This window comes from Krasilnikovia sp. M28-CT-15, from assembly GCF_047159595.1.
In the GTDB taxonomy this organism is placed as follows: domain Bacteria; phylum Actinomycetota; class Actinomycetes; order Mycobacteriales; family Micromonosporaceae; genus Actinoplanes.
Genome location: NZ_BAAGAK010000001.1, coordinates 4549050 through 4575346, shown reverse-complemented (window position 1 = coordinate 4575346; position 26297 = coordinate 4549050). Strand labels below are relative to the sequence as shown.

The window sequence follows — 26297 nt, the reverse complement described above, 5'->3', positions numbered from 1 at the left end:
GGGAGGGATACGCATGCCGGAAGTAATGATCGACTTCATCGCCTCGCTCGACGGCTACGCCGCGGCGGACGGCTGGCCGGGCTGGTGGGGACTCGAGGGACCCGAGTATCTCGAGTGGCTGGATCAGCAGCCGGAGCGCGGGCACACCGTACTGATGGGCGCGAACACCTACCGGCTCATGTCCGCGATGGCCGCGGCCGACCCCGATGACGCGGCCTTCGCGGAGATGGGCCGGATGTCCAAGGTGGTGTTCTCCAGCACCCTGCGGCCGCCGCTGTCGTGGGCGAACACCCGGCTGGTCGGCCAGGATGCGGTGGGCGCCGTGCGGGAGATGAAGCAGCACGGTACGAGCCCGATGCGTACGCTGGGCAGCCTGGCGCTGTGCCGGTCGCTGCTGGCCGCCGGGCTGGTGGACCGGTTCCGCCTGGTGATCTTCCCCGTGGTGACGGGCAGCACCGGACGAGAGCGCATCTACGACGGATACCCCGACGTGGCCCTCGAGATGGTCGCCAGCCGCACGTTCGACGGCCGGCTTCAACTGCTCGAGTACGTCCCCACCGTGCTGACCGGCCCGCCCGGCGGTGCGCAGCCCTAGAGGACCTGGGACAGGAAGCTGCGCAGCCGGGGATGGGCGGCTCCCTCGAAGATCGCGGCCGGTGCGCCGGCCTCCAGCACCACCCCGCGGTCCATGAAGGCCACCGTGTCGGCGACCTCGCGGGCGAAGCCCATCTCGTGGGTGACCACGACCATGGTCATGCCCTGGGCCGCGAGGTCGGCCATCAGGCCCAGGACGCCCTTGACCAGCTCGGGGTCGAGTGCGGAGGTGGCCTCGTCGAACAGCATCACCTGCGGCGTCAACGCCAGCGCGCGGGCGATCGCGACCCGCTGCTGCTGCCCGCCGGACAGGTGCGCCGGACGGGCGTCGGCCTTCGCGGCGAGCCCCACCAGCTCGAGCTGACTGCGGGCGAGCGCCACGGCCTCGTCCTCGGAGAGCCCCTTGAGCTTGCGCAGCGCGAGGGTGATGTTGCGCAGCACGCTCATGTGCGGGAACAGGTTGAACTGCTGGAACACCATGCCGATCCGCTGCCGCAGGCGGTCCGGGTCGTCGCGCAGTACGCTGCGCCCGTCCAGCAGCACGTCGCCGCGCTCCGGTTCGATCAGCCGGTTGATGGTGCGCAGCAGCGTCGACTTGCCCGACCCCGAGGGGCCGATGACACACGCGGTCTGCCCGCGGGCCACCTCGAGGTCCGCGCCGCGCAGAACCTTGGTCGACCCGAACGCCAGGTGGATGTCGCGCAGGCTCAGGCTCACCGAACCGGTCATCGCTCGCTCCCCGCTCCCGCGCCGGACAGCGCGGGTTCTTCGTCGTCGTCCGCCGCGGGGACGCTCACCTGGCGGCCGTGGCGCAGCCGCTGGTCGATCCAGTTGACCGCGTGCGTCAGCGGCACGGTCAGCGCGAGATAGAAGAGCCCGGCCAGCAGCAGCGCGGACTCGTTGCCGGTGGTGGCCGCGTGGTCCTGCCCGATCCGGAACAGTTCCCGCTGGCTGGCCACCAGCCCGAGGAAGTACACCAGACTGGAGTCTTTGATCAGCGCGATCAGCTGGTTCACCCAGGCCGGCAGCACTCGGCGGATCCCCTGCGGAATGATCACCAGGCGCATCGCCTCGGCCCAGGAGAAGCCCAGCGCGCGTGCCCCTTCGAGCTGTGCGGCCTCCACGGACTGGATGCCGGACCGGAAGATCTCACCGATGTACGCGGCAGCGATCAGAGACAGCGCGAGGATGCCCAGCGGGTACGGGTTGGGCCCCCAGATCTCCATGCCGAGCGGTGCCAGGCCGACCCCGATCAACAGGATGGTCGCCGCGGCCGGCAGGCCGCGGAACACGTCGGTGTAGACGCGTGCGGGCCAGCGCAGCCAGCGGGTCCGCGAGATCCCCGCGACGGCCAGCAGCAGGCCCAGCACGGAGCCGAGCAGGGCGGCGGAGACCGCCAGGACCAGCGTGTTGCGCAGCCCGACGGTCAGCATCTCGGGCAGCGCGGCGCGCATCGACGGCCAGTCGAAGAACGTCTCCCACAGCGTGCTCACCGATTCCATCGGCCGGTCACCGCCCCCCGCTCAGTCGTCACCGGTCAGGACGCCGACGCGGACGCGGACGGCGCCGCCTGACCACTGCCCGGCGTGAAACCGGCCGGGATCGGGCGGCCCGGGTAGTACTGCTCCTGCAGCCGCTTCCAGGTGCCGTCCGCGATGACCTGGTCGAGGCCGGTGTTCAGCGCCGCGCGCAACGCGTCGTTGCCCTTCGCCACCGCGTACGCGGTCGGGGCGGGGCTGAGCTGCTTGGCCGCCACCTTGATCTTGGATCCACTGTCCGCGGCCGACTTCTCGCCGATCTCCGCGGGGGCGATCCAGGCGTCGGCGGTGCCCGCCTTGAGCTGGTTGACGGCGCCGTTGTAGTCGGGCACCCGTACCGGGTTGAGGCCCTTGCCGGTGGCGTAGTCGTCCTGGACCGTGCCCTGCACGACCACCACCCGCTTGCCGGTCAGCTGGTCGAAGCCGGTGATCGAGGAGTTCGCCGGGACGTCGAGCCCGAAGTAGCCGAAGTCGTATCCGTTGCCGAAGTCGACCGTCTTCTTGCGAGCCTCGGTCACGGTGATCGAGGAACTGCCCACGTCGAACTTGTGGTTGTTGACCTGCGACAGCAGGGCGGCGAAGTCGGTGCCGACGAACTCCACCTTCAGGTCGATCTTGGCCGCGACCGCGGTGAGCAGGTCGTTGTCGAAGCCGGTGAACTTGCCGTCCTTGAGGTAGACGTTCGGCGGGGCGTCGGTGAGGGTGCCGGTGCGCAGCACACCGGGCTGCAGCAGGCCGTACGGGTTGTCGGCTGAGCCGGACTTCGTGTCGTCGCCGCACGCCGTGAGCAGGGTGGCGCCGAGGATCGCAGCGGCGGCGAGGGCGGCGGCCCGGGTGAGGGCAGGCAGGAATCGCACAGGGTTCTCCGAGAAGGGGTGATCGGTGCGGCGGGCACAAGGGTCCGGTCGGACGGCGAGATGCGCCCACCGCGGGAAGGGAAGCGGGGTGCGGTGCGCTTAACGCGCGGTGGCGCGGCGACACGCCGCGCTGCACACCCGCATCATGTCGATGTGCCGCCGCCGGGTCAGAGCCGGCATCGGGCCGGCGTCTGGCGATGCGGCACAGCGGCGGGAAATCATTGCTCTCCTAGGTCGGGTTTGACCTGGGGGGCCAGGCCACGCTTGCACGGAGCGTGCTCCGATGCCTGGTCTTCACCCGGGGCACCCCACCGCGGAGGAGGGTTGCCGGCCAGCAAGCCGGGGCTTGATGCTGGCGCTCATGACCTGCCGACGAGGCTAGCAGCCCGGGTCGGTGGATCGTCCAGCCGATATGACCACGCTCACGACCTTTGCGCTGACTCCGCCGGTCAGGCTGTGCGCGCCTGCAACGGCTGCCGCGCCTGCTCCCGCAGGTGACCCAGCATCTGCTGGACGGCGGGCAGCACCCGGGCGCGTCGCCGGTGCAACGCGGTCATCGTGATCACCGTGGTGTCGCCGGCCAGCGGTCTGGTCACGATCATGCCGGCGCGTTCGAGCGGATCGCCGAGGACGCTGTAGTCCGGCAGGACGGTGAGCCCGATGCCTTCGGCGACCATCATCTTGCCCATCTCGGCGCCGTCGGTGGAGTGCCACGCGGCGGGCAGGTCGGAGCCGAAGAGGCGGTGGGCGAAGCGGTACATGAGGTAGCCGGAGCGCATCGCGACGAAGCGTTCCGCGCGCAGGTCGTCCGCCGAGACCTCGGACTGTGCCGTGAGCGGATGGCTGGCGGGCAGCACCGCGGCCGGACGGCCCAGCAGCAGGGGAGTGGGTTCGAGGCCGGGCGGTACGTCGTCGCCGTCGAGCAGGTTGACCAGGCCGAGGTCCAGGGTGCCTTCGGCCAGCGACACGTGGATGTCGTCCTGTTGCAGGTTGCGCACCTCGACCGCGGCGCCCGCGTACGCCGCCTGGAAGGCTCGTACGGCGGGCAGCACGAGCGAGGCGGTGCCCGCGTTGACGGTGCCGATGCGCAACAGCCGTCGCGCGGCCAGTTGGTCGCCGGCGGTGGCCTTGAGCCGTGCGACCGACTCCAGAACGTCGACGATCGGCTGGAGCAGTTCCCGGCCGGCCAGGCTGATCCGCGCACCGGAGCGGTGCCGGTCGAGCAGTGTCACGCCGAGTTCACGTTCGAGCTTGCGGATGGCCTCGCTGAGGGCCGGCTGGGAGACGTGCAGTTGTTCGCTGGCGCGGCGCAGGGAGCCGAAGCGGGTCACGGCGGTGAGGTATTCGAGCTGTTCGATGCGCATGGTGCACTCCGGGGCCGGGGTGATCGGAGATGGCGTCCGGGTGATCGGCAACGCCTTCCAGGGAACCGCTTGCGCGGCAATATCCTACTAACTCTATAGTCATTGGGTACATGCTGGTGATCGGCCGAACAACCCCCTCGTCCATGCCGGTCCGGCCCATTCCATCCGAGTACCGAGACCGCCCCGTCGTACCGGAGTGACGTATGGCAGATCGACCCTTGCATTTCGCCGCATCCGTGATGAACACCACCGGCCACATCGTCCAGGGCACGGCAGTGGCGGTGGCGTCGTGAGCGCCCGCGTCGCGGTCGTGGCCGGCAACCCGCGCCCGGCCAGCCGCACCCTCGCGGCGGCGCGGTACGTCGCCCGGCAACTCGCCGGGCACGACCCCGACCTGACCGTCGACCTGGCCACGCTCGGCCCGGCGCTGTTGGACTGGGCGGACCCGCAGGTGGCCGCGCTGGTGGACGAGGTCGGCGCGGCGGACCTCGTCGTGGCGGCCAGCCCCACCTACAAGGGCACCTACACCGGCCTGCTCAAACTCTTCCTCGACCGGTTCGCGGGCGGGACGGGTCTGCGCGGCCTCGCCGTGCCGCTGCTGCTCGGCGCCGGTCCGCAACACCAGCTGGCGGCCGAGCTGACGCTGCGGCCGGTGCTCACCGAGCTCGGCGCGACCGTGCCGGGACGGGGGCTGTTCGTCATCGACCGGCACCACGACGACCCCGCCGCCTACGCCGACTGGCTGGCGGCCACGAGACCCGTCGTCGACGCTCACCTGCGGACCCGGGAGGGGAGCGCATGACCGCGTTGCGTACCAATCAGGACCTCGACCATCTGCGGCTGCGCGAGGTGTTCGGCATCTTCCCCAGCGGGGTGGTGGCGGTCGCCGCGCTGGTCGACGGTGTGCCCGTGGGCCTGGCGGCCAGCTCGTTCACCTCGGTCAGCCTGGACCCGCCGCTGGTGTCGTTCTCCATCGCCAACGCCTCGAAGACGTGGCCCGACCTGCGTCGCGCGGTGCACCTGGGCGTCACGATCCTGGCGGACCATCACTCCACGGTGGCCCGCCAGCTGGCGGGAGCTCCCGCGCGGCGATTCGACGGACTGCCGCTGACCGCGACGCCGCTCGGTGCGGTCACGCTCGACGACGGGCTGGCCCACTTCGAGACGACCATCCATCGTGAGGTGCTCGCGGGTGACCACACCATCGTGCTGCTCCGCCTGCTGGCCGCGCATCACGCCGGGGTGAGCGACCGCTCGCCGCTGGTCTTCCACCGCAGCCGGTTCGGCCGGATCCAGCGACAGAGCGACCAGTGACGGTACGGGGGGCGCCGGCGGTGCCGCCGCGACATGGGACAGCGATCAGGCGCCGGTGATCGACCAGTGCCACGGCTCCGACGGCAGGTTCACGTACCCGTACTTGCGGGCGTTCACGGTCAGCCACCGGAACGCGGCGCTGTTCCTGGTGAGCGACGCGCCATCGGACGTGAGGTCGACAGCCAGGCCGACCTCGTGCAACGACCGGCCGGGAATCGCGGTCGGCACCCGGCACGACGAGGCCGGCGCGGTCCAGATGTCGGGGCAGCCGTTGATCTGGCGCAGTTCGATCTGCTGCTGCCTGGTCCGGAACCCGCCACCGGACAGCGCGATCCCGTGGCTCTGTGCGTCGTTGAGCATCCGCCGGAACGCGAACGCGACGCTCTTGTGCACGGTGATGCCGTTGACCGTGGTGGTGTCGGCGACCGTGAACCCCGCCTGGACCTCCGTGACGACGCCGCGGCTGATAGCGGCGGCCTGCGCGGCGATCTCGGCGGAGTGGTCGAGGGCGATGAGCCTGCGCTGATACGTCCGGACCGTCGCGGACTTGGTGCGCCACCTGGCGATCGCCCGGTCCAGCGCGACCGTGGTGCGCCGGGAGGTGGCCCGTGCTGTTGTCAGCGCGGTCCCAGCGGTGCGCGCCCGCACCCGGTGGTTGCGCACCGCCGTCGCGGCGGCGGAGACCGCGCCTTTCGCCCGGGTCACTGCGGCGGCGTCGCGCGGCCGCTGCAGCGACACCACGATCAGCCGGTTTCGCGCACTGGTCAGCGCCTCCTTGGCGAGCACGTACCGGGTACGGGCGGCCGCGTCGGTGGCGACGGCCGTCGTGAGCGCGGCCTGCGCGGCGTTCTGCGCGCTGCGGGCCGTGGTGACCCGGCGGGACCGGGTCGCGAGGCTGGCCCGCTCGGCGGTCAGCGTCTTGCGGACCCGCAGATACTGCGGGGTCGGGGTGAGGCTGCGGTGCATCAGCGAGGCCCAGCGCTGCGCGCTGCGCGGGACCTGAGCCGAGGCCGGGCTGGGTGCGGCGGCCACCAGACCTGCCGCCAGCGACGCGGTGATCGCCACGGTGAGAAGTCGCCGGGATCGGGCCCGGTGCTGCCTGTCCGGTCGAACGTCCGGTCGTCTCGCCACTGGGTATGCCCCTCCGCCTGGTCAGTCAGGGCTGGGCAGCGGGCGAATCACCGGTCCGTTCCGGCGTGAGTCCGCCCGGGCCAGGCGCCGGCGTGAGAGCACGGCTGAGCCCCGAGGTTCCAGACGACACTGAGGCCCGGCGGGTGCAGCCGGGGTCCCCGAGGCGGAGCGGGCCGGTTGCCTCGCCGCCCGCCCCCGGCTACCCGCGCGCGGCCGCCGAGTTCCGGTTGACCATCAGCCGGGTGGCGTCGACGGCCTCGAAGTCGGCGCCGGTGAGCCGCTTGAGCGTGTGCAGCTGGTCGTTGTTCCACCGTTCGTCGGGCGTGCCGCTGACGTACCAGGCGGAGCCGTTGTCGGCCACGACGGCGCCGTAGCGTTGCAGGGCCCGCACGATGGCCCGGGCCTGGGGTGGGAAGCGGTTCGGGTCCACGCCGGCCCGCAGCCGCAGCCGCAGCCCCATCGGGGGCAGCGCCGGGTCCTTGCGGCCGGCGTCGTGGCGGGCCGGCCACAGGTGCGCCGCCTGCGAGCGCGGCACGGTGATGCGCAGTGCGTGGTCGACGTGGCCCGCGGCGACCTCCTCGTACCGGACGAGCCCGGCCAGGACCGGCAGGCCCGCGGCATCGGCGGACGTCCAGCCGTCCGGGCGTAGCCGCTGGCTGCGCAGGTTGTAGACGGCGCCGGACCCGGCCCGCCAGCCGCCGTTGCCCGCGGGGTGGGCGTCGAACAGTTCGTACGCCCGGCAGGCCGCGGGGTCGTAGACGATGATGTGCCGGTCGCCGCTGGCGCCGGGACCACCCTCGACTTTGGCGTTGCGGGGAATCGGGTACGGGCCGGGGTCGCTTTCGTCGGCGTACTCGAATCGCACCGGGACGCGGGCGGTGCCGGCCCGCGCGACGGTCACCGGGATGCCGATCGGGCCGCCGTCCCACTGCCCCGAGCCGAAGTCGGCGGTCAGGGCGGCGCCGGTGCCGATGCTGGCCACGTAGGTGGCCGACCGGGGATGCCGGGGCAGCCGGGAGACGGTGGCGCGCCAGTGGCTGCCCGCCGGAACCGGGTCGCAGGCAGCGGTGGCCGCCCGGGCCGCGGACGTCGCCGTGGTCGATGGCGCCGGGCCGGGCGGGGTGGTCGCCGGGCCCGCCGATCCGGCGCCGGCCGGCGGGCCGGCGCTCTGTCCGGGTGCGGACGGGAATGCGATCGGCGGCTGAGCGCCGGACACCCTGGTCGGCTCGTCGTTGCAGCCGGTCGCGGCGAGGAGGACGGCCGTGGTGACGACGGCTGCTCGGACACGCATGGCGGCCATTGTGCCGCAGCAGCGACCGGGGTGCTGGCCCGGTTTCGGGGGCCTTCCGCGGCCTGTGTGCGGGGCGGCCCGGTTTCGGGGGGCGCTCCCGCGGCCTGGGTGCGGGGCCGGGGGACACCGACGGCACCGTACGGAGACGTCGGTGACCGCGATCGGTGCCAACCTGGCACCATCCTGAGCCAGAATGGCTTGCGGTGGTGCCATCCGTGTGCCACCATGGCACCATGGACTTGACCTCGTATGTGAGCAACCTCGGGCGTGAGTTCGCCACGCTTGCCGAAGCCGGCGGTGCGGAGACGCGTGCGCTGGTCGAGCGCCTGAGCGGGTCGCTCGAGTCGGCGATCCGGATGACGCTGCTGGACGCGCTGTCGGCCGCCGCCGACGAGATCACCCGGGACCTGGCCCCGGGCTCGGTGGAGCTGCGCCTGCGCGGACGCGATCCGAACTTCGTCGTGACCCCACCGCCCACCGAGCCACTCGCGCTCCCGGCCGAGGACGCCGCGGCGACCGCCGACCGCGCGCCCGACGGCGGCCCGCTGATCGCCGAGGACGGCCCCGCCGCGCGGATCAACGTGCGCCTGCCCGAGCAGCTCAAGGCCGCCATCGAGGAGGCCGCAGCCAACCAGGGCCGCTCGGTCAACGCCTGGCTGGTCCGGGCAGCGGCCGCCGCCCTGCAGCGGCCCGACTCCGAGCAGCGGCCCGAGCCCCGCGGCGGCGGGAAACGAACCAAGCAGGGCTTCACCGGCTGGGTGCGCTAGCCGCACCGCGCGCTTTCCCTCCACCGCGTCCCCGGCCTGCGGGGACGCCCCACCCACCCATGATGCGGGGACAACCATGCCACAGTACGAGACGCCCGAACCGATCTCCGTCACGCTCGAACTCAGCGTCGGCGAGGTACGGATCGCCGCCAGCGACCGCACCGACACCGTCGTCGAGATCCGCCCCAGCGACGACGCCGACGAGTCCGACGTGCAGGCCGCCCAGCAGGTCCGCGTCGAGTTCACCAACGGCACGCTCCAGGTCACCGGGCCCAAGCGCGTGTTCGACTTCTCCCGCAAGACCAGGTCGGTCGACGTGGCCATCGACCTGCCCACCGGTTCCCAGGTGTCCGCACACCTGCAGATGGGCGACCTGCGCAGTGCCGGCAGCCTCGGCGAGTGCCGGCTCAAGACCACCGGCAACGTCCGGCTGGAACGGACCGGCCCGCTGCGCGTGCACACCGGCGCCGGGCACATCTCCGCCGACGGCATCACCGGCGACGCCGACGTCTCCACCGGCACCGGCACGATCCAGATCGGCGAGGTCGAGGGTGCCGCGGTGGTCAAGAACTCCAACGGCGAGACCACGATCGACGCCGTCACCGGCGACGCGCGGGTGCGCAACGCCAACGGCGACATCCACATCGCACGCGCCGGTGCGGGCGTCGACGCCAAGACCTCCAACGGCAGCATCCGCCTCGGCGCGGTGGCCAGCGGTTCGGTCCTGCTCGGGACCGCCTGCGGCGACCTGGACATCGGCATCGCCGAGGGCACCGCGGCCTGGCTCGAGGTCAACACCGGATTCGGGCAGGTCCGCAACCTGATGGACAACGCCACCTCGCCCGGCGAGGCCGACCGGACCGTCGAGGTGCGCGGCCGCACCTCGTACGGCGACATCACCATCCGCCGTGCCCTGGAGGGGAAACCATGACCATCACCGCATCCCGACCGGCGATCGCCGCGACCGGGCTCCGGAAGACGTTCGGCGACCATGTCGTACTCGACCATGTCGACCTGCACGTGCCGCAGGGAACGGTCTTCTCGCTGCTCGGCGCGAACGGCGCCGGGAAGACCACCACGGTGCGCATCCTGTCCACATTGGCCCGTGCGGACGCCGGAGACGTTCAGGTCGCCGGGCACGATCTCGCCCGCGAACCGGACGCGGTACGCGCCGCGATCGGTGTCACCGGCCAGTTCTCCGCGGTCGACACCCTGTTGACGGGCGAGGAGAACCTGCTGCTGATGGCGAACCTGCACCACCTCGCCCGCGGCGAGGGCCGGCGGCGCGCCGCCGAGCTGCTGGACCGGTTCGACCTGACCGAGGCGGGCAACAAGCCGGCAGTGACCTACTCCGGGGGCATGCGCAGGCGTCTCGACCTGGCGATGACCCTGGTCGGGAGCCCGCAGGTGATCTTCCTCGACGAGCCGACCACCGGGCTGGACCCGCGCAGCCGCCGTACCATGTGGCAGATCATCCGGGAGCTGGTGGCCGACGGCGTCACCATCTTCCTGACCACGCAGTACCTGGCGGAGGCCGACGAACTGGCCGACCGGATCGCGGTCCTCGATGGCGGCCGGGTGGTCGCCGAGGGCACCGCGGAGGAACTCAAGCGCCGCATCCCCGGCGGGCATGTCCGCCTGCGGTTCGCCGACCCGGCGGGCCTCGACGCGGCCCTGGGCGTACTGGGTCAGGTCACGCGTGACACCGACGCGCTCGCCCTGCGGGTGCCCAGCGACGGCAGCCTGCGCGCGCTGAAGACCCTGATCGGCCGGCTCGACGACCAGGCCATCGAGGTCGACGAGCTGTCCGTGCACACCCCCGACCTCGACGACGTCTTCCTCGCCCTCACCGGCGACCCCACCAGCGAGAAGGTGAGCACCCGATGAGCGCACCCACCCTCACCGGCCCGGCCCCGGCGGGCCCGCGCAAGCATCCCCTGCGCGACTCGGCGACGATGCTGCGCCGCAACCTCAAACGCATGCTGCGGTACCCGTCGATGACCGTGACGCTGGTCGGGATGCCCGTCGTCTTCCTGCTGCTGTTCGTCTACGTGTTCGGCGGGACGCTGGGCGCCGGGCTCGGCGCGGCCGACGGGCGCGCCGCCTACGCCAACTACGTGACGCCCGCGATCATCCTGATGACCATCACGGCCACGGTCCAGGGGACCGCGATCTCGATCGCCATGGACCTGACCGAAGGGATCATCGCCCGGTTCCGCACCATGCACATCGCCCGCGTCTCGGTGCTGACCGGGCACGTCCTGGGCAGCGTGATCCAGGCGATGGCCGCCCTGGCGGTCGTGATCGGTGTGGCGGTGCTGGTCGGCTTCCGGCCCACCGCGAGCCTGGGCGGCTGGCTGGCCACGGCCGGTTTCCTGATGGTGGTGACGTTCGCGCTGGTCTGGTTGTCCGTCGCGCTCGGCCAGGTCAGCAAGAGCGTCGAGACCGCCAGCAACCTGCCCATGCCGCTCGTCCTGCTGCCATTCCTGAGCAGCGGATTCGTCCCCACCGGCTCGATGCCGGCCGGTCTGCGCTGGTTCGCCGAGCACCAGCCGTTCACGCCGATCATCGAAACGCTGCGCGGCCTGCTGTTGGGCACCCCGATCGGGCACCACGCATGGATCGCGCTCGCCTGGTGCGCGGTCATCGGGCTGGCCGGATACCTGTGGTCGAAGCGGCTGTTCAACCGCGAGTCCTGAAGCCCTCCTATCCGGGCTGCCGGCGCACCATCTCGGCGATCCAGGCCGGGGCGAACGGCGACGTGCAGCCCGGGGGAGTGGGGTAGTCCTTGAGCACCTCCAGGCGCTCGCCGACGTCCACCGCGCGGGCGCGGTACCCGGCATGGTCGATCCCGATCTGCGCCAGGCAGTGGTTCATCGCCCACTGCAGGCGCGCCGGGGCGTCCTTCATCTCCGCCTCGATGACGTCGAGCAGTCCCGCGAGGTCGAGCCCGTCGGGTTTCCTGGCCACGCGTGCGGTGGTCAGCGCCCAGCCGGCACTCGCGACCACGGGATCCGGATCGGCGGACCACGCCACCCGCAGCTGTTCGGCATACGGGCTCTTCCTCACCACGTAGGTCACGAGCCAGTCGTGCACCTTGGGGGTGCGCGCCTCGCGCAGCATGACGTCCAACTCGTCGCGGGTGAACGCCTTCGGGCGGCAGATCAGGATCGCCAGCAGCCTGGCCGCGCTGTCACCCGTCGCCCACAGCTCGCGGGCGAGCTCCTGGTGGATCTTCAACCGCTTCGCGAGCGCGCGCAGCTTGCCGAGATTGACGCCGTGGTCGTCACCGTGTCTCTCGTTCACCGCACGTGCCTTCGGGTCGTCGAGCGTGGCCAGCTCGGCCATCACCCCGGCCACCGTCGTTTCGGTCACGTCCGTCCCCTGTGTCATCCGCCCTGCCCCGGCTCGGTGAACGTGCCATGGCGGCCTGCTCCGGCGGCGAAACGGGCCGCCCCGGCGACGCCCTCGCGCCACACGACGGGGACACCGGCGGCGCCCTCGGCGCGCAGCGCCTCGGACACCGGCAGGTCCAGCCCGGCGTAGGTCGAGGCGCGGTCGGCGAGCACACACGCGAACGGGAACGCCGCGATCTGCTCCGCGAGCTCCCGCGCGGCCCCGACCGCGCGGCCGGGCTCGACGACCCGGTTCGCCAGCCCGATCGCCAGCGCCTCGGCGGCGTCGACCGGGCGGCCGGTGAGGATCAGGTCGAGTGCCCGGCCCAGGCCGATGATCCGCGGCAGCCGCACCGTACCGCCGTCGATGAGCGGCACGCCCCACCGGCGGCAGAAGACACCCAGGACGGCATCGCGCTCGACCACCCGCAGGTCGGCCCACAACGCCAGCTCCAGCCCGCCGGCCACGGCGTGGCCGCTGATCGCGGCGATGACCGGTTTGCCGGGCCGCAGCCGGGTCGGCCCCATCGGCCCGCCACCGGCCCCGTCCGGATCGAGGTCGTTGCGGCGCGCCGGGTCACCCACCGCGGTGAGGTCCGCGCCGGCACAGAACGTCCCACCCGAGCCGGCGAGCACCGCGACCCGCCGCCGCGGATCCGCCTCGAACTCGTCGAACGCCGAGCGCAGATCCGCCGCCATCGGCCCGTCGACCGCGTTGCGCCGGTCGGGCCGGTCCAGCCAGATCGTGGTGACAGCGCCATCGACCTCGACACGCACATCAGCCATCGCCACCTCCGCGGCGAACTCTATCGCCGCGGTCCGCGTGGTCCCTGCCTGGTCAGACCCCCGAGGGATACGTCTGCGGCTCCAGCACCCCGACGGTGCCCAGGTGCAGGGGCCGTACCGCCTGCGACTGGTCGAACCAGCAGAACGCGTCGTACCGCTCGCCGAGCACCGTCGGCACGTAGTTCCCCCACCGTTCCCGCTCGGGGCGGTAGACCACGCCGATCGCGCGATGAGCCAGCTCGTCGGTGAGCACATCCGGCCGGTCCGTCCGCGGCAGGACACACACCGCGCACGCGGGCGCTGCGGCGCGCAGCACCTCTTCCAGCGAGTCCGGGCGGCCCGGCGGGACCGGCATGACCTCCATCGGCGCGCCCCACGCATGGCCCGCGACCACGGTCCCCCGGTGGGTGCCGAAACCCACGAGCACCACCTCGTCGGCGCCGTACCGTTCGCGGGCGAGCTGGCCGATGTTCACCTCCCCGGCGGCGGCCATGTCGGTCGCGCGGGCGCCGCCGACATGGGTGTTGTGCGCCCACACGACGGCCTTCGCGCCGGGGCCGTAATGCCGCAGGAGCCGGTCCAGGGTGTCGTCGCCCACATCCAGGTCGGCCACCGCTGAAACGCCAGCAACGCCTCGCGGGGATCGGCCGGGGCGTCGGGCATGCACCGTACGCTGCGATCCACCCGGTCGCAGTCGGGCCAGTCGCCCTCCACGGCGACGAAGGAGAAGCCCTTCTCCTCGATCAGCCGACGGCTGATCGCCGCGCGCCACGTGTAGAACTCGTGCGTGCCGTGCGTGGCCTCGCCGAGCATCGCGACCCGGGCGTCGCCGATGCGGTCCAGCAGGACGTCCAGGTCGCCGGGGTCGGTCAGTGGTGTCGCCAGGGCGTACACCTCGTCGCCGTAACGTCCCATCAGTCGCTCCCGTGTCGGCTCCCAGCGGTCACCTCCCAGTCGTGCCCACTCATCACGGGTCAAACCTGCCGGTCGATTGACCGCGGCTCGGGTGCCCGGATGTGGCGGCGCTGGTCAGGGCAGGTGCTGCACCGGGAATCCGTTTGCAGACGGGCATCCCGGGTAGCGCAAGGGGCATGGACGAACGACCCGAAGGGACCTGGCGCGACGAGCGGGCGCTGCCGTTGTCCGAGCTGACCCGAGCCACCGCCGCAAACGCGCAGGAAGGACAGGTGGACGACGCCGCCCCGGGTGACCCGGATTCCACCTCCGCGGCCGGACGGCTGCGCCCATCGCCCGACGGCGCCACGCCGTCCGGGCGCGGCGCGCCGCATTGATGGCGGCGGAGTACGCCGGAGGTGGGATGTGATCAGGTTCAGCCTGGATGAGACCGCGAAGGGGTGGAGCTGGCGGTTGGTCAGCCGGACCGACTGCGCGGCCGACCTCATTGCCCGCAACGGGGGACCCCGGACCGACGAAGTCACGGCCCTGAACGAATTGGCGCTGCTCGGAGACGGCCCGCCGCCGCGCATCGTAGGCAGCGGTGACGGCCACTGGGGGTGGCTCGTTCCGGCACCGGACGGGACGGTCGCCGCGCAGTCTCCCGCCGTCTACCGGAGTCCGGTCGCCTGCCGGGAGGCGTTCACCGATGCCCGCCGCGCCGCGGTGACCGTGCTGCACCAGAACCGCCGTCGGATGGATGCCCGACGCGCGGCCTGAGCCGACTCCGGTATCCGCCCTGCCTCCGCCGCGATGTGCGGCCCGCGCGGCGCGCCTCGGGCGATGGCCTGTGAGGTGCACGATGTCGGTGACAGACCGACATCGAGGAAGGTTCCAGGGTCCACGGCACGCCTGCACCGGATACCTGGTCGGGGGCGGTGGTGCACAGTGTGCGGTTCGGTTTCGGCGATCGGCCTGGAGGACCGTGAGCGGTGGCGGTGGCCGGAGCTGAGGGAACGCCTTCGCGTGCCGGGCCGGATGATGGCGCTGATGCGAGGCGTGCTGGGCGACGCCGAGGTCGCCACCGTGGTGGCCGTGACCCCGCAAGGCGTCGCCAGCCCACTGGCGATCCTGACCACCAGCCCGGAGATCGCGGACGAGATCCACATGGACGACGACACCGGCGACGACGTACGGCGCGGCACGATCGGCGACGATCCGGTGGAGGTCCTGGTCGGTCCGGGGCCTGACGGTGCACCGGAGCCACTGGCCATTCTCGTCACCCCATGGATCGAACAGCACCTGCTGCTGTACGCGCGGACCCTGTGGCACCGGCGCTGAGCGCCTCCACCCAGGACCTACGACGCCGCACGCCTCACGCGTCGGCATCGGCGGGGAGGCGGATGGTGAAGACGGTTCCCCGGCCCGGATCGCTGCGCACCTCGATGGTGCCGCCGTGCGCCTCGGTCAGTTGGCGGGCGATGGCGAGGCCGAGCCCGCTGCCGCCGGTGGTTCGGCTGCGCGACTCGTCACCGCGCCAGAACCGGTTGAAGATCTTCGGGAGGTTCTCGGCGGAGATGCCGGTGCCGGTGTCGCGTACGACGATCGTCGTGGCGTGGGCGCCGACGGTGACCGTCCCGCCCGGCGGCGTGTAGCGGATGCCGTTGGAGACAAGGTTGCCGACGATCTGGCGCAGGCGTACCGGGTCGGCGCGCAGGACCGGGTCGTCCTGGACGTCGATCACCAGGTGCACACCGGTCGCGCCCGCGGTGCCGCGGTGGCTGTCGACGACCTGGGTGAGGACGTCGTGGACGTACGTGGGCTCGGGGTGGATGTGCAGCGTCCCCGCGTCCGCGGCGGCCAGGTCCCGCAGGTCGTCGATGATGTGCTGCAGCAGGACCGCCTCCTCGTGCAACAGCCCGAGCAGGTGGTCGTCGGTGGGGGCGAGGCCGTCCTGGGCGGCCTCCAGCCAGCTGCGGATGTTGGTCAGCGGGGTGCGCAGTTCGTGCGCCACATCGCTGACCATGGCCCGGCGTTGGGTCTCGGCCTGCTCGCGTCGCGCCGCGGAGTCGTGCAGGGCGCGGGCCAGGCGCCCGATCTCGTCCCGGGTGGACACCGGGGCGGCGGTGTGCAGGTCGGCGGCTTCGGTGAGCGCGCGCAGCGGGCGAACGAGGCGGCGCCCCACCAGGATCGTGACGATGATCGTGGCCAGCAGGACGGCGCCGGTGACCGTGGCGATCCGGGTCGTGTTCGCGGGGGAGAGGGTGAACGCGCTCTGGTCGGCGCCCGCGCTCGGGTCGGTGACGAACAGCAGGGCGGGCGGGGCGACGTACGGCTGCAGCTGGGTCCGTCGCGACTTCTCCACGCAACCGCGGATGCGCGCGGCGTCCTGCGCGCTGACGGGCACGAAGGCGCCGTCGCTCGGCTCGGCGTCGGGTGCCTTCGCCACGTACGTCGAGAAGTCGGGCCGGACCTGGACCTCCAGCGGTGGGTCGAGGCCGGCGCAGCGGGTGGCGAGCCGGCCCAGCGTCCGCAGTGCCTTCTGCTCGCTCGTGCCGGCCACCGCGGCCAGCTGTTGGTGGCACTCGGTGGCGATGCCCGCCGGGTCGGGGACGGTCAGGGTGACCGTCGGCCGGCCGCTCGGCTGCTGTTCGATCCTGCCGGACAGGCCCTTCCCGCGCACGCAGCTGAGTTCGTCGGCCGCCAGCTTGCCGAGGACGGTGCGTTCGTCGGGGGGCACCCGGAACGGCCCGATCGCCCGGGCGTCGATGCGGTCGCTGCCGCCGGTGAGGCCGAGGTCGAGATTGAGCGGGTCCACCACGGCGGACGGGCGGGCGGTGCGCAGCGACGGGCCGGTCGCCGAGTCGGCGATGACGGCCCGGTCCTCGGTCATCAGGGTGATCCGGCGGTCCAGCCGGGCGGCCCGGGCCTGGATCAGGGCGGGCGCGCCGGACCAGTCGGGATGGGTGGCCGCGTACGTGACCAGCATGTCGTAGACGCCCTTGTCCTCGGTGAGGGACCGGCCGCGTTCCTGGCTGATGGCCCGGGTGGCGGTGCGGGTGGCCAGCCAGGCGGTCGAGGCGATCGCCGCGATCGCGATCAGCACCGAGGTGACCAGCAGCTTGGTGACCAGGCTGTGCCGGGCCGGCACCCGGATGGTCACGGGGTGCCCGCCGGGCCGGACGTCAGCTTGTAGCCGACGCCGTAGACGGTGATCAACTGATGGGGACGTTGCGGGTCGACTTCGATCTTGCGGCGCAGGTTCATCACGTGGACGTCGATGGTGCGCTCGGTGGAGCTTCGGTCGATCCCGCGCGTGTGGTGCAGCAACTGCGCCCGGGTGAAGACCCGGTCGGGCTGCTCCGCCATGGCGGCCAGGATCGCGAACTCGCCCCGGGTGCACTCGACCGGGACGTCGTCGACGGTCACGTCGTGGCGTTCGAGGTCGATGCCGAGCCGTCCGATCCGCCGCGGACCGGGTCCGGCCGACTCGCGCGGGCCCCGGGGCGCGCGCCGCAGCAGCGTACGGATGCGGGCCACGAGTTCGCGCGGGCTGTACGGCTTGGTCAGGTAGTCGTCGGCGCCGAGTTCCAGGCCGAGCAGCAGGTCGTCCTCGGCGGCCCGCGCGGTCAGCATCAGGATCAGTACGTCCGATTCCTGGCGCAGTGTCCGGCACACGTGCAGGCCGTCCAGCCCGGGCATCATCACGTCCAGCACCATCAGGTCCGGGCGCAGCCGGCGGCCCTCGGCCAGGGCGGCCCGCCCGTCGTGCACGACGACGGTGTCGTGACCCTCCGACGTCAGATACCGGCGGATCACCTCGGCCTGACGGGGGTCGTCCTCGGCGACCAGGACCTGCGCACACATGGCGGCGATGATAGAGCCGCCCGGGGCGTGCGAAGGACCCCTGCCGACATACCTGACAGGTTCCTAACGACCTCCGGCCAGGCTCGTCGGCATGAGTTCCGATCTTGACGATCCGACCGGACACGTCTCGCCACCACGGCGTCGCCGCACGGTGCGGTGGCTGGTGGCGGCGGTCGTCGCGGTGGTGGCGGCCGGATCGGTCGCCGCCCTGACCCGGCACCGCACCGGCGCCGCGGCGCAGCCGCCGGAGACGGCCGCGGTCGCGACGGCGACGCTGGAGCGCCGGGACCTGTCCACCACCCGGAAACTGTCCGGCAGCATCGGGTACGGCGCAGCGCGCCCGCTGACGGGACACCGGGACGCGACGGTGACCTGGCTGCCCCAACCGGGCGCGACCATCGCCCGGGGCAGGCAGCTGTTCCGGGCCAACGACCAGCCGGTGGTGCTGTTCTACGGCGCCATGCCGCTGTTCCGTCCGATCGCCGGGCGCAACATGGTGGGCCGCGACGTGCGGATCATCGCGGACAATCTGCGGGCGCTCGGGTACGCGATCGGCCGCCAGCCCCCGCCTGGCGCATATGTGGCCGCCGATCGCGGACCGGGCCGGGCCTCGACTCCCGGCAACAGCACAGACCCGGCCAAGGAGGCCCACCCGGCCAAGACGGCCGCCCCGGGCACTGGGGCTGATGTAGGCACTGGGGCTGATCCGGGCACCAAGGCCGAGCCCGGCGGCGCAGCCGCCCCGACCGGCGAGGCGGCGCCGGACCGCAACGCCGCGCCGGGCACCACGGCGGGTGTGCGGGTCAGGGCGGGTGACGGCGTTCTCACCTCCGGCCTGATCGCGGCCATCAAGCGGTGGCAGACGGACACCGGCCTCGCGGTCACCGGCACGATCGCCGTGGGTGACGTCGAGGTGCTTCCCGGGGCGATCCGGGTCCAATCGGTCGAGGTGCAACCGGGCTCACCGGCGAACGCGCCGCTGATGTCGGTGACCTCGACCCGCAAGGTGATCACCGTGGCCGCCGAGCCGGCCGACGCCGGCTCGATCGACCGGGGCGACCGGGTCACGGTCGCGTTGCCCGACGACCGCACGGCCGCCGCCCGGGTACTGGCGGTCGGCCGGGCACTCGCACCCGCCGACGGCGACGGTTCCCCACCGAAACTGACCGTGACGATGACCGTCGACGACCCGAAGACCATCGCCAAGCTCGACGCCGCCGACGTGGAGGTCCGCGTCGCGGGCCGGACCGTCAAGGACGTGCTGGCCGCGCCGGTCGAGGCGCTCGTGGCGCTGACCGAGGGCGGTTACGCCGTGCAGGGCCCGCACGGCCTGGTCGCGGTGCGCACCGGCATGTTCGCCGACGGCTGGGTCGAGATCACCGGCGCCGGGCTGACCGAGGGCACCACCGTGGTGGTCGCCTCGTGACGACGCGACCCGTGCTGTCCGTACGCGATGTCGGCAGGATCCATCCCGGCGGCGTCACCGCCCTGGCCGGTGTCAGCCTCGACATCGACGCCGGCGAGATGGTGGCCGTCGTCGGGCCGTCCGGGTCGGGCAAGTCGACGCTGCTGGCCATCATCGGCACCCTCGACCGTCCCACCTCCGGCACCGTCCGGATCGCGGGCCACGACGTCGAGACGCTCACCGACCGGCAGCTGTCGGCCCTGCGGGCCCGCGAGATCGGCTTCGTGTTCCAGCAGTTCCACCTCGCGGACGGGCTCAGCGCGGTCGACAACGTCGCCACCGGGCTGCTCTATGCCGGGGTGCCGCGCCGGCACCGCCGCGAACGCGCCTGGCAGGCATTGGGCCGGGTCGGCCTGGCGCACCGGGCCGGTCACCGTCCACAGCAGCTGTCCGGCGGCGAACGGCAGCGCGTCGCGATCGCCCGCGCGCTGGTCAACCGGCCGTCGCTGGTGCTGGCCGACGAACCCACCGGGGCCTTGGACACCGCCACCGGGCAGGCCGTGCTGCGGCTGCTGCACCGGCTCAACGAGGAGGGCACCACCATCGTGCTGATCACCCACGACCGGGACATCGCGGCCTCGTTGCCCCGGCGGATCGAGATCCGCGACGGGCACCTCGTGCGCGACGGCGTACCGGCGGCGCGACGATGACCGGGCCGCTGCGTCCGATCCGGCTGGCGCCGCTGGATCTGCTCGGCCTGGGGCTGACGGGTCTGCGTACCCGCCCGGCGCGGGCGTCGCTGTCCGCCCTGGGCATCGCGATCGGCATCGCCACGATGATCGTGGTGACCGGCATCCCGGCGTCCAGTCAGGCCGCGCTGCTGCGGCGGCTCACCGCGCTGGGCACCAACACCCTGCAGGCGACGGCGTTGCCGGACCAGAATCCGCCCGCGGAGTTGCCGGAATCGGCGGTCGGGATGGTGCGGCGGGTCGGCCCGGTCACGGCGGTCAGCGCGGTCGCCAACACCCATTCCTTCGTACGCCGCAACGATCGCACCGACCTGCACGACGGCTCCGGCCTGACCGTGCTGGCCGGCCGCCTCGACCTGTTGCCGACGATCAACGCGCGGATCCGGGCGGGCCGGTGGCTGACCGAGGCCACCGCGAGGTTCCCCACCGCCGTGCTGGGCTCGGTGGCGGCCACCCGGCTGGGCATCACCGAGCTGCCCGCCGGTCGGCCCGCGCCGCAGGTGATGATCGGCGACAGCCGGTTCACCGTCATCGGCGTCCTGGCCGCCACTCCATTGTCGCCGGACATCGACCGGTCGGTGCTGGTCGGCTGGCAGGCGGCGCGTAGCGCACTGCGCTTCGACGGCCGTCCGACCGTGCTCTACGTCCAGTGCGCGGAGGCGCAGATCGAGGCGGTGCGCGGCGTACTCGCGGAGACCATCTCCCCGCAGCGGCCCGGCCAGGTGATCGTCACCCGGACCTCGGACGCGCTGGCCGCCAAACGGGCCACCGAGAGCAGCTTCTCGGTGCTGTTCTTCGCCCTGGCGGGGGTGGCCCTGCTGGTCGGTGGCATCGGGGTGGCCAACACGATGGTCGTCGCGGTCCTGGAACGGCGGTCCGAAATCGGCCTGCGTCGCGCGCTCGGTGCCACCCGCGGTCAGATCCGGGGGCAGTTCCTCAGCGAATCGGTGGTGCTGGCCACGGTCGGCGGTGTGGCCGGTACCGCGCTGGGTCTGCTCGTCACGGTGGGGTATGCGACGTGGCAGGCGTGGCCGCTGGTGGTGCCCGCCGCCGCGGCGGTTTCCGGGGTGGGTGGTGCGGTCGTGATCGGCGTGCTCGCGGGCGTGTATCCGTGCATGCGTGCCGCACGGCTGACCCCGACCCAGGCACTGGCCACCACGTGAGAAACGCCGGCGCGGCGGCCGGGGCCGCCGCGCCGGTGGCGATCCGCCGTTCCTACTTCTTCTTGGCGGCGGCGACCTCACGCTCGCAGTCGGGTGCGAGGTCCATTCCCATCCTGATCGAGCGCGCGTCGTTGTTCCTGCCGCCGAGCGCGTAGCTGAGGCCGTCGTCGCTGACCTCCACGTACGTGACGCCCTTCTTCTTGAGGCACTTGACCACGGCGACGGCGAAGTCGCGGGCCTCCGGGTTGGCCGGATCCTTCTCCCACGGCGGCAGCGGGTAGTACTGCGCCTCGCAGGACCGGAAGGACTCGTCCGCCTTCTGCTGCTCGGGGCTGGAGGCGTCCCCGGGTTTCGCCCGGTCGGCCGCCCGCTTCGCATCCGTCACGGAGATGCCGTGTTCCTTGAGGCACTTGTTGTACGGCGCCAGCATGGCCTCGAACTCCTCGGGGCTGGTGTCGAGCCGCTCACGTGGCCGCTGCGCCGCGGCTGAGGCGGACGGCCTGGCCTCCGGGCTGGTCAGGGTGGCGACCTTGGCCCCACCGTCCGATGCCTTCTCCGTCGAACCGCACGCCGCCGTCGCGGTGAGCGCGATCGCGACCACCGCCAGTACCTGACTTCTGCGCATGAACATGCCTCCCGCCTCGGCCCGGGACGGCCCCGCGCCGAGCTGTCACCCTTCCGGGCGAAAGTCAGGAACGTGTCAGGTTCTGGATCTTCCGCCGCGGTGCGCGAATACGCCATTGGTTTGACATTCCGCGCCACCCGGAAAAGTGTCGGAGGGGTGGCCGAGGATGTTCGCAGCGATTGGTCGACGACTCACGGCCGGCAGGCCGAGACAGAGGTGAGAAATGACCGGGGTTCGGATATTGGTGGGCACCCGCAAGGGCGCCTTCATCCTCACGTCGGACGGCAGCAGGCGGGACTGGAAGGTGAGCGCCCCGCATTTCGGGGGCTGGGAGATCTACCACGTCAACGGTTCCCCGGCCGACCCGGACAGGCTGTGGGCCTCGCAGTCGTCCGGCTGGTTCGGCCAGCTCATCCAGCGCTCGGACGACGGTGGCGCGACGTGGCAGCCGGTCGGCAACGACTTCGGCTACGCGGGTGACGTCGGTGATCACCTTTGGTATGACGGGACGCCACGCCCGTGGGAGTTCAAACGGATCTGGCACCTCGAGCCGGCGCCCGACGACCCCGACACGGTGTATGCGGGCGCCGAGGACGCGGCGTTGTTCCGCTCCACCGACGGCGGCCAGAAATGGCAGGAACTGCCGGGCCTGCGTACCCACCCGTCCGCGCCGGGCTGGCAGCCGGGTGCGGGTGGCATGTGCCTGCACACGATCATCCTGGACCCGGTGGACCGCCAGCGGATCTTCGTCGCCATCTCGGCGGCGGGGGCGTTCCGGTCCGACGACGGCGGCACGACGTGGCTGCCGATCAACCGTGGACTGCGTTCCGCGCAGATCCCTGACCAGGACGCGGAGGTGGGCCACTGTGTGCACCGCATCGCGATGCACCCGTCCCGGCCGGAGGTGCTGTTCATGCAGAAGCACTGGGACGTCATGCGCAGCGACGACGCCGGAGGGTCGTGGCGCGAGGTCAGCGGCAACCTGCCGACCGACTTCGGGTTCCCCATCGCGGTGCATGCCCACGAGCCGGAGACGGTCTACGTGGTCCCGATCAAGAGCGATTCCGAACACTACGTGCCGGACGGCAAGTTGCGGGTGTATCGCAGCCGCACCGGCGGCGATCAGTGGGAGCCGTTGACGTCCGGCCTGCCCCAGGCCGACTGCTACGTCAATGTGCTACGCGACGCGATGGCGGTCGACACGCTCGACCCGGGCGGCATCTACTTCGGAACCAGCGGCGGGCAGGTCTACGGCTCGGCCGACGGGGGCGACACCTGGACCGCGATCGTGCGGGACCTGCCGCCCGTGTTGTCCGTGGAAGTTCAGGCGCTGCCATGATCCGGGTCATGCTGCCCGCGCATCTGAAGATCCTCGCGAAGGTCGGCCACGAGGTGCAGCTGGAGGTGGCGGATCCGGTCACGCAGCGCCGGGTGCTCGACGAGTTGGAGGCCCGGTATCCGATGCTGGGCGGCACGATGCGGGACCGGGCCACGGGTCGGCGCCGCGCGTTCATCCGCTTCTACGCCTGCGAGGAGGACCTGTCGAACGAGTCACCCGACACGCCACTGCCCGAGGAGGTGCGTTCCGGCAAGGAGCCGTTCCTCGTCGTCGGCGCGATGGCGGGCGGCTGACCTCCGCCGTCGCCCAACCCGCCACCGGGCGGTTGGGTCCGGGGCTCTACCCGTACAGTCGGCGGTGGAGGGCCCCGATGACCCCGGCATACGCCGGTCCGGCGATCCCGTTTCGCGCGAGGGCGGCGCGGGCCGCGTTGGCGCCCGGAGCGCCGTGCACCCCGCCCCCTGGATGCGCGGACGAGCTGGCCAGATACAGCCGGTCGATCGGTGTGTCGGCGCGGGCGAGCCCGGGCACCGGCCGGAACAACAACTGCTGGTGCAGAGCCGCGGTACCCCCGTTGACCGCACCCTGGAACAGGCTCGGATTGTGGCGCTGCAGATCACCGGGCAGTTGGACGTGGCGGCCCAGGATCGAGGCGCGGAATCCGGGCGCTCGGCGCTCGATGACCTCTTCCATCAGCTGCGCCTGCTCCCGCATGCGGCTGATGTCCCCGGCCATCGCATGCGGGACGTGGGTGTAGGCCCAGACCGACTCCGTGCCGGCCGGGGAGCGGCTCGGGTCGCTCGTGGTCATCTGGCCGAGCAGCACGAACGGGTGGCTGGGCAGTCGGCCGCGGGTCAGGTCGGTACTGTATTCGGTGAGCCCGTCCAGGTCGGCTCCCAGGTGGATCGTGCCGGCGCAGCGGGCCTGCGCCGCGGTCCACGGAATCGGGCGGGACAGGGCCCAGTCCATCTTGATGGTGGCGTGGTCCCACTGGAACCGATGCACGTCGGTGGCCAGCGCCCGGGGCAGGGCCGGCAACCCGACGAGCTGCTCGTAGAGGGTGGGGGCGGACACGTCGGCGAGGACCGCGCGGCGGGCCCGGACCCGTTCGCCGTGGGCATCCTGCACACCCACCGCGACGGCTCGTGCGTGCAGGACGCGGGTGACCGGGCGGCCGTACTCGACGGTCCCGCCGCGGGAGGCCAGCCGGCGCAGCAGCGCCTCGATCAGTTGATCGGCGCCGCCCACCGGCACCGGAAACCCGACGCACTGGCCGAGCATGGCCAGCAGCCACCCGAATATCGTGCTGCCGGCCTGCTCAGGTCCCAGATCGGTGTGGAGTGCGTTGCCGGCGACCAGCAGCCGCGCCCCGGCACCGTGGAAGCGCTCGTGCCCGTAGTCACGTACCGGCTGCACGGTCATCCGCCCGAAGCGCAGCGCCTCGGCGGCGCCGAGCGCGCGCAGCAGCCGCGCCGTCGCACGCACGGGCGGAAACGGCCGCAGCATCGCGTCCAGCAACGGCTCGCCGATCCGCCGCCACCGGTCCACCTCGTCCAGCCACACCTGCGCATCGCGCGGATCGAACGCGGCCACCGACGCCGCCGTCTCGGCCGGGTCCCGGGACAGCAGCGCACACCGGTCGTCCGGCAGCACGTGGGCGAGGACAGCGGGCGCATGCCGCCACGCCAGCCCGAACGATTCCAGGTCGAGGGCGCGCAGCACCGGCGACGCGACACCGAGCGGGTAGAAGGCGCTGCACAGGTCGTGGCGAAAACCGGGGACGGACAGCTCGGCGGTCCGCACGGCGCCACCGGCGGAATCCGTCGCCTCCCAGACCAGTACGTCCCACCCCGCGTCCGCCAGCAGGTTGGCGGCCACCAACCCGTTGTGTCCCGCGCCGATGATCACCGCGTCAACCGTGCGCATCAGGTACGCCCTCCGCCGTCGAAAGATCCGCCGCGTATGCGGCGTACCCCGGATCGGCCGGCCGGATGCGTCGTCCCCGGATCGGTTTACGCCGGGTGCCCGGGGGAACACCGGCGGTGGATGGAGCTCACGAGGGAGGGTATCGGGTGAGCGAGACCTGCCACACCGTCAACACCACGCCGGACCGGATCTTCGCCGTCCTGGCCGACGGTTGGAGCTATGCGGGCTGGGTCGTGGGTGCGGCACACATCCGGGACGTCGACCCGGGCTGGCCGGCGGTCGGCGCCCGCATCCATCACCGGGTCGGACCGTGGCCGCTGCAGATCGACGACCAGACCGTGGTGCGCGCGGTGCAGCCGGGCAGGTTCCTCGAACTGGACGCGCAGATGTGGCCGCTGGGCGCCGCCGTCGTCCAGATCCGCCTGGAACCGGTGTCATCCACCTCGACCCGGGTCCGCATGGCCGAGACCCTGTCGTCCGGCATCGGTCGGCTGGTGCCCGATGCAGTCCAGGCACTGCTGCTGCGACCCCGTAACGCGGAGGCGCTGCGCCGTCTCGGGGACATCGCCGTGCACCGCCACAGCGCGACGACTGGTTCGTGACCCGGCCGCGGTCACCGCCGCAGGACGTCCAGGAGGAGGTCCAGTTCGGTCTGGGCCAGCTCATCCGACGTGTGATCGCCCTGCCCCGGGAGCGAAGGCGTGAAGACCGCGCGCGCCAGGCCGGTGCCGATCAGGACGAGGGCCAGGACGCTGATCTGCGCGGCACTGATCTCGCGACTCAGTTCCCCCCGTTGGGCGGCCTGCGCGATCAGCGTCTCGATCCGTTCGCGGACCGCGAGATACACGTCCTCGCGCAGGATCTGCCGCAGGGCCGGATCGTGCGCGGCCTGCCCCATCAGCGACAGCAGTGCGGGTCCGGCGGCGGCGTCGAGGATCCGCTGCTTGCGCAGGAGCAGCTCGCGCAGGTCGCCGTCCAGCGAGCCGGTGTCGATGTCGCTCAGCTCGTCGAGTGCGATGTGACGCGCGACGGCCCCGGCCAGCGCCTGCTTGGAGGGCCACCGCCGGTACAGCGATGCGGTCGAGGCGCCCGCGCGCCGGGCGACCGCCGTCGTGGTGAACGCCGCGTAGCCCGATTCGTTGAGGACCTCGATCGCCGCGTTGATCAGCGTCTGATCCAGGCGCGGGTCGTTGCGCCGGCCCCGGGGCGCCGTCTGCATGTTCGTCGTCACCTCCGGATTCTCTCCCGTCGTGGGTTGTGGCGTCGCTCACATCAAAAACGAAAAGGTTCCG

General features: G+C 72.3%; 29 protein-coding genes, 1 pseudogene and 1 riboswitch. Of the genes and pseudogenes, 16 read left to right on the top strand and 14 right to left on the bottom strand.

From position 1 onward, the window contains the following. The first annotated feature begins 13 nt into the window (after positions 1 to 13). Positions 14 to 595 (top strand): dihydrofolate reductase family protein, encoded by a 582-nt coding sequence (locus ACMCNO_RS20860; protein WP_412751135.1) that lies wholly within the window; start codon positions 14 to 16, stop codon positions 593 to 595. Here ACMCNO_RS20860 and ACMCNO_RS20855 read toward each other — a convergent pair. The 4 genes from ACMCNO_RS20855 to ACMCNO_RS20840 all read right to left on the bottom strand — a co-directional run bounded on the left by ACMCNO_RS20855 (position 592) and on the right by ACMCNO_RS20840 (position 4353). Beyond that, a complete protein-coding gene (locus tag ACMCNO_RS20855) occupies positions 592 to 1323 on the bottom strand; it encodes an amino acid ABC transporter ATP-binding protein (RefSeq protein ID WP_412751134.1) in 732 nt (243 codons plus the stop codon). The genes ACMCNO_RS20860 and ACMCNO_RS20855 overlap by 4 nt on opposite strands. Then, positions 1320 to 2096, bottom strand: coding sequence for an amino acid ABC transporter permease (locus ACMCNO_RS20850; RefSeq protein ID WP_412751133.1), 777 nt, complete (start codon positions 2094 to 2096; stop codon positions 1320 to 1322). Before ACMCNO_RS20850 ends, ACMCNO_RS20855 begins: the two co-directional genes overlap by 4 nt. Positions 2097 to 2131: 35 nt before the next feature. After that, positions 2132 to 2989 (bottom strand): ABC transporter substrate-binding protein, encoded by an 858-nt coding sequence (locus ACMCNO_RS20845; protein WP_412751132.1) that lies wholly within the window; start codon positions 2987 to 2989, stop codon positions 2132 to 2134. 255 nt (positions 2990 to 3244) lie between these two features. Beyond that, a riboswitch (SAM riboswitch) is annotated at positions 3245 to 3356 on the bottom strand. A gap of 82 nt (positions 3357 to 3438) precedes the next feature. Further along, positions 3439 to 4353, bottom strand: a complete 915-nt coding sequence (locus tag ACMCNO_RS20840; RefSeq protein WP_412751131.1) for a LysR family transcriptional regulator — start codon at positions 4351 to 4353, stop codon at positions 3439 to 3441. A 289-nt stretch (positions 4354 to 4642) separates the two neighbouring features. On the opposite strand from ACMCNO_RS20840, the gene ACMCNO_RS20835 reads away from it, so the two are divergent. Together ACMCNO_RS20835 and ACMCNO_RS20830 are read left to right on the top strand one after the other, a co-directional pair. After that, on the top strand, positions 4643 to 5155 hold the full coding sequence (locus tag ACMCNO_RS20835) for an NADPH-dependent FMN reductase (protein ID WP_412751130.1): 513 nt from the start codon (positions 4643 to 4645) through the stop codon (positions 5153 to 5155). Then, a complete protein-coding gene (locus ACMCNO_RS20830; RefSeq protein ID WP_412751129.1) occupies positions 5152 to 5667 on the top strand; it encodes a flavin reductase family protein in 516 nt (171 codons plus the stop codon). Before ACMCNO_RS20835 ends, ACMCNO_RS20830 begins: the two co-directional genes overlap by 4 nt. Before the next feature lie 45 nt (positions 5668 to 5712). On the opposite strand, the gene ACMCNO_RS20825 is transcribed toward ACMCNO_RS20830, so the two are convergent. Both ACMCNO_RS20825 and ACMCNO_RS20820 read right to left on the bottom strand, forming a co-directional pair. Then, the gene (locus ACMCNO_RS20825) at positions 5713 to 6732 is read right to left on the bottom strand and encodes a M15 family metallopeptidase (protein ID WP_412751128.1); all 1020 of its coding nucleotides are present in this window, start codon (positions 6730 to 6732) and stop codon (positions 5713 to 5715) included. A 265-nt stretch (positions 6733 to 6997) separates the two neighbouring features. Next, positions 6998 to 8089, bottom strand: a complete 1092-nt coding sequence (locus ACMCNO_RS20820) for a hypothetical protein (RefSeq protein ID WP_412751127.1) — start codon at positions 8087 to 8089, stop codon at positions 6998 to 7000. A 233-nt stretch (positions 8090 to 8322) separates the two neighbouring features. On the opposite strand from ACMCNO_RS20820, the gene ACMCNO_RS20815 reads away from it, so the two are divergent. The 4 genes from ACMCNO_RS20815 to ACMCNO_RS20800 all read left to right on the top strand — a co-directional run bounded on the left by ACMCNO_RS20815 (position 8323) and on the right by ACMCNO_RS20800 (position 11555). After that, positions 8323 to 8856: a YlcI/YnfO family protein gene (locus ACMCNO_RS20815; protein WP_412751126.1), complete on the top strand. Its 534-nt coding sequence runs from the start codon at positions 8323 to 8325 to the stop codon at positions 8854 to 8856. A 76-nt stretch (positions 8857 to 8932) separates the two neighbouring features. After that, a complete protein-coding gene (locus ACMCNO_RS20810; RefSeq protein ID WP_412751125.1) occupies positions 8933 to 9787 on the top strand; it encodes a DUF4097 family beta strand repeat-containing protein in 855 nt (284 codons plus the stop codon). Continuing rightward, a complete protein-coding gene (locus tag ACMCNO_RS20805; protein WP_412751124.1) occupies positions 9784 to 10743 on the top strand; it encodes an ATP-binding cassette domain-containing protein in 960 nt (319 codons plus the stop codon). The genes ACMCNO_RS20810 and ACMCNO_RS20805 overlap by 4 nt, the downstream gene beginning before the upstream one ends. After that, positions 10740 to 11555, top strand: a complete 816-nt coding sequence (locus tag ACMCNO_RS20800) for an ABC transporter permease (RefSeq protein WP_412751123.1) — start codon at positions 10740 to 10742, stop codon at positions 11553 to 11555. Before ACMCNO_RS20805 ends, ACMCNO_RS20800 begins: the two co-directional genes overlap by 4 nt. A gap of 7 nt (positions 11556 to 11562) precedes the next feature. Here ACMCNO_RS20800 and ACMCNO_RS20795 read toward each other — a convergent pair whose 3' ends face one another. The 3 genes and pseudogenes from ACMCNO_RS20795 to ACMCNO_RS20785 all read right to left on the bottom strand — a co-directional run bounded on the left by ACMCNO_RS20795 (position 11563) and on the right by ACMCNO_RS20785 (position 13952). Further along, positions 11563 to 12204, bottom strand: a complete 642-nt coding sequence (locus ACMCNO_RS20795; protein ID WP_412753762.1) for a DNA alkylation repair protein — start codon at positions 12202 to 12204, stop codon at positions 11563 to 11565. Positions 12205 to 12245: 41 nt separating this feature from the next. After that, positions 12246 to 13037 carry a crotonase/enoyl-CoA hydratase family protein gene (locus tag ACMCNO_RS20790; RefSeq protein WP_412751122.1) on the bottom strand — a complete coding sequence of 264 codons (792 nt, stop codon included), beginning with the start codon at positions 13035 to 13037 and terminating at the stop codon, positions 12246 to 12248. 52 nt (positions 13038 to 13089) lie between these two features. Then, positions 13090 to 13952, bottom strand: a pseudogene (locus ACMCNO_RS20785) (erythromycin esterase family protein). 176 nt (positions 13953 to 14128) lie between these two features. Here ACMCNO_RS20785 and ACMCNO_RS20780 point away from each other — a divergent pair. The 3 genes from ACMCNO_RS20780 (at position 14129) to ACMCNO_RS20770 (ending at position 15272) form a co-directional block, all read left to right on the top strand. Further along, complete coding sequence (locus ACMCNO_RS20780; RefSeq protein WP_412751121.1) at positions 14129 to 14329, top strand: hypothetical protein; 201 nt, start codon at positions 14129 to 14131, stop codon at positions 14327 to 14329. Positions 14330 to 14357: 28 nt separating this feature from the next. Further along, positions 14358 to 14711: a hypothetical protein gene (locus tag ACMCNO_RS20775; RefSeq protein ID WP_412751120.1), complete on the top strand. Its 354-nt coding sequence runs from the start codon at positions 14358 to 14360 to the stop codon at positions 14709 to 14711. Positions 14712 to 14879: 168 nt separating this feature from the next. Continuing rightward, entirely contained in the window at positions 14880 to 15272 is a 393-nt protein-coding gene (locus ACMCNO_RS20770; RefSeq protein ID WP_412751119.1) for a hypothetical protein, read from the top strand. A 34-nt stretch (positions 15273 to 15306) separates the two neighbouring features. Here the strand turns inward: ACMCNO_RS20770 and ACMCNO_RS20765 are convergent, their stop codons facing one another. Beyond that, positions 15307 to 17094, bottom strand: a complete 1788-nt coding sequence (locus tag ACMCNO_RS20765; RefSeq protein ID WP_412751118.1) for a sensor histidine kinase — start codon at positions 17092 to 17094, stop codon at positions 15307 to 15309. Then, positions 17091 to 17798, bottom strand: a complete 708-nt coding sequence (locus ACMCNO_RS20760; protein ID WP_412751117.1) for a response regulator — start codon at positions 17796 to 17798, stop codon at positions 17091 to 17093. The genes ACMCNO_RS20765 and ACMCNO_RS20760 overlap by 4 nt, the downstream gene beginning before the upstream one ends. A gap of 91 nt (positions 17799 to 17889) precedes the next feature. Here ACMCNO_RS20760 and ACMCNO_RS20755 point away from each other — a divergent pair, with 91 nt between their 5' ends. The 3 genes from ACMCNO_RS20755 to ACMCNO_RS20745 are packed head-to-tail and all read left to right on the top strand — an operon-like array spanning position 17890 to position 21115. Beyond that, the gene (locus tag ACMCNO_RS20755) at positions 17890 to 19224 is read left to right on the top strand and encodes a hypothetical protein (RefSeq protein ID WP_412751116.1); all 1335 of its coding nucleotides are present in this window, start codon (positions 17890 to 17892) and stop codon (positions 19222 to 19224) included. Continuing rightward, complete coding sequence (locus ACMCNO_RS20750) at positions 19221 to 19913, top strand: ABC transporter ATP-binding protein (protein ID WP_412751115.1); 693 nt, start codon at positions 19221 to 19223, stop codon at positions 19911 to 19913. The genes ACMCNO_RS20755 and ACMCNO_RS20750 overlap by 4 nt, the downstream gene beginning before the upstream one ends. Beyond that, positions 19910 to 21115, top strand: a complete 1206-nt coding sequence (locus tag ACMCNO_RS20745; RefSeq protein ID WP_412751114.1) for an ABC transporter permease — start codon at positions 19910 to 19912, stop codon at positions 21113 to 21115. Before ACMCNO_RS20750 ends, ACMCNO_RS20745 begins: the two co-directional genes overlap by 4 nt. A 52-nt stretch (positions 21116 to 21167) precedes the next feature. Here ACMCNO_RS20745 and ACMCNO_RS20740 read toward each other — a convergent pair whose 3' ends face one another. Further along, entirely contained in the window at positions 21168 to 21740 is a 573-nt protein-coding gene (locus ACMCNO_RS20740) for a hypothetical protein (RefSeq protein WP_412751113.1), read from the bottom strand. 223 nt (positions 21741 to 21963) lie between these two features. On the opposite strand from ACMCNO_RS20740, the gene ACMCNO_RS20735 reads away from it, so the two are divergent. After that, entirely contained in the window at positions 21964 to 23079 is a 1116-nt protein-coding gene (locus tag ACMCNO_RS20735) for a WD40/YVTN/BNR-like repeat-containing protein (RefSeq protein WP_412751112.1), read from the top strand. A gap of 8 nt (positions 23080 to 23087) precedes the next feature. After that, positions 23088 to 23372, top strand: coding sequence for a MoaD/ThiS family protein (locus ACMCNO_RS20730; RefSeq protein ID WP_412751111.1), 285 nt, complete (start codon positions 23088 to 23090; stop codon positions 23370 to 23372). Between the two features lie 46 nt (positions 23373 to 23418). On the opposite strand, the gene ACMCNO_RS20725 is transcribed toward ACMCNO_RS20730, so the two are convergent. Then, on the bottom strand, positions 23419 to 25005 hold the full coding sequence (locus ACMCNO_RS20725) for a phytoene desaturase family protein (protein WP_412751110.1): 1587 nt from the start codon (positions 25003 to 25005) through the stop codon (positions 23419 to 23421). A 146-nt stretch (positions 25006 to 25151) separates the two neighbouring features. Between ACMCNO_RS20725 and ACMCNO_RS20720 the strand changes: the two genes are divergently transcribed. Continuing rightward, entirely contained in the window at positions 25152 to 25607 is a 456-nt protein-coding gene (locus ACMCNO_RS20720; protein WP_412751109.1) for an SRPBCC family protein, read from the top strand. Between the two features lie 11 nt (positions 25608 to 25618). On the opposite strand, the gene ACMCNO_RS20715 is transcribed toward ACMCNO_RS20720, so the two are convergent. Further along, entirely contained in the window at positions 25619 to 26236 is a 618-nt protein-coding gene (locus tag ACMCNO_RS20715) for a TetR/AcrR family transcriptional regulator (protein WP_412751108.1), read from the bottom strand. Positions 26237 to 26297: the final 61 nt, after the last annotated feature.

What these genes read in the sequence shown, in the direction of transcription:
- ACMCNO_RS20860 (WP_412751135.1), top strand. Translation starts at nt 14, where the DNA reads ATGCCGGAAGTAATGATCGACTTCATCGCCTCGCTCGACGGCTACGCC.
- ACMCNO_RS20855 (WP_412751134.1), bottom strand. Translation starts at nt 1,323, where the DNA reads ATGACCGGTTCGGTGAGCCTGAGCCTGCGCGACATCCACCTGGCGTTC.
- ACMCNO_RS20850 (WP_412751133.1), bottom strand. Translation starts at nt 2,096, where the DNA reads ATGGAATCGGTGAGCACGCTGTGGGAGACGTTCTTCGACTGGCCGTCG.
- ACMCNO_RS20840 (WP_412751131.1), bottom strand. Translation starts at nt 4,353, where the DNA reads ATGCGCATCGAACAGCTCGAATACCTCACCGCCGTGACCCGCTTCGGC.
- ACMCNO_RS20830 (WP_412751129.1), top strand. Translation starts at nt 5,152, where the DNA reads ATGACCGCGTTGCGTACCAATCAGGACCTCGACCATCTGCGGCTGCGC.
- ACMCNO_RS20820 (WP_412751127.1), bottom strand. Translation starts at nt 8,089, where the DNA reads ATGCGTGTCCGAGCAGCCGTCGTCACCACGGCCGTCCTCCTCGCCGCG.
- ACMCNO_RS20815 (WP_412751126.1), top strand. Translation starts at nt 8,323, where the DNA reads ATGGACTTGACCTCGTATGTGAGCAACCTCGGGCGTGAGTTCGCCACG.
- ACMCNO_RS20810 (WP_412751125.1), top strand. Translation starts at nt 8,933, where the DNA reads ATGCCACAGTACGAGACGCCCGAACCGATCTCCGTCACGCTCGAACTC.
- ACMCNO_RS20805 (WP_412751124.1), top strand. Translation starts at nt 9,784, where the DNA reads ATGACCATCACCGCATCCCGACCGGCGATCGCCGCGACCGGGCTCCGG.
- ACMCNO_RS20800 (WP_412751123.1), top strand. Translation starts at nt 10,740, where the DNA reads ATGAGCGCACCCACCCTCACCGGCCCGGCCCCGGCGGGCCCGCGCAAG.
- ACMCNO_RS20795 (WP_412753762.1), bottom strand. Translation starts at nt 12,204, where the DNA reads ATGGCCGAGCTGGCCACGCTCGACGACCCGAAGGCACGTGCGGTGAAC.
- ACMCNO_RS20790 (WP_412751122.1), bottom strand. Translation starts at nt 13,037, where the DNA reads ATGGCTGATGTGCGTGTCGAGGTCGATGGCGCTGTCACCACGATCTGG.
- ACMCNO_RS20780 (WP_412751121.1), top strand. Translation starts at nt 14,129, where the DNA reads ATGGACGAACGACCCGAAGGGACCTGGCGCGACGAGCGGGCGCTGCCG.
- ACMCNO_RS20760 (WP_412751117.1), bottom strand. Translation starts at nt 17,798, where the DNA reads ATGTGTGCGCAGGTCCTGGTCGCCGAGGACGACCCCCGTCAGGCCGAG.
- ACMCNO_RS20755 (WP_412751116.1), top strand. Translation starts at nt 17,890, where the DNA reads ATGAGTTCCGATCTTGACGATCCGACCGGACACGTCTCGCCACCACGG.
- ACMCNO_RS20745 (WP_412751114.1), top strand. Translation starts at nt 19,910, where the DNA reads ATGACCGGGCCGCTGCGTCCGATCCGGCTGGCGCCGCTGGATCTGCTC.
- ACMCNO_RS20740 (WP_412751113.1), bottom strand. Translation starts at nt 21,740, where the DNA reads ATGCGCAGAAGTCAGGTACTGGCGGTGGTCGCGATCGCGCTCACCGCG.
- ACMCNO_RS20735 (WP_412751112.1), top strand. Translation starts at nt 21,964, where the DNA reads ATGACCGGGGTTCGGATATTGGTGGGCACCCGCAAGGGCGCCTTCATC.
- ACMCNO_RS20730 (WP_412751111.1), top strand. Translation starts at nt 23,088, where the DNA reads ATGCTGCCCGCGCATCTGAAGATCCTCGCGAAGGTCGGCCACGAGGTG.
- ACMCNO_RS20725 (WP_412751110.1), bottom strand. Translation starts at nt 25,005, where the DNA reads ATGCGCACGGTTGACGCGGTGATCATCGGCGCGGGACACAACGGGTTG.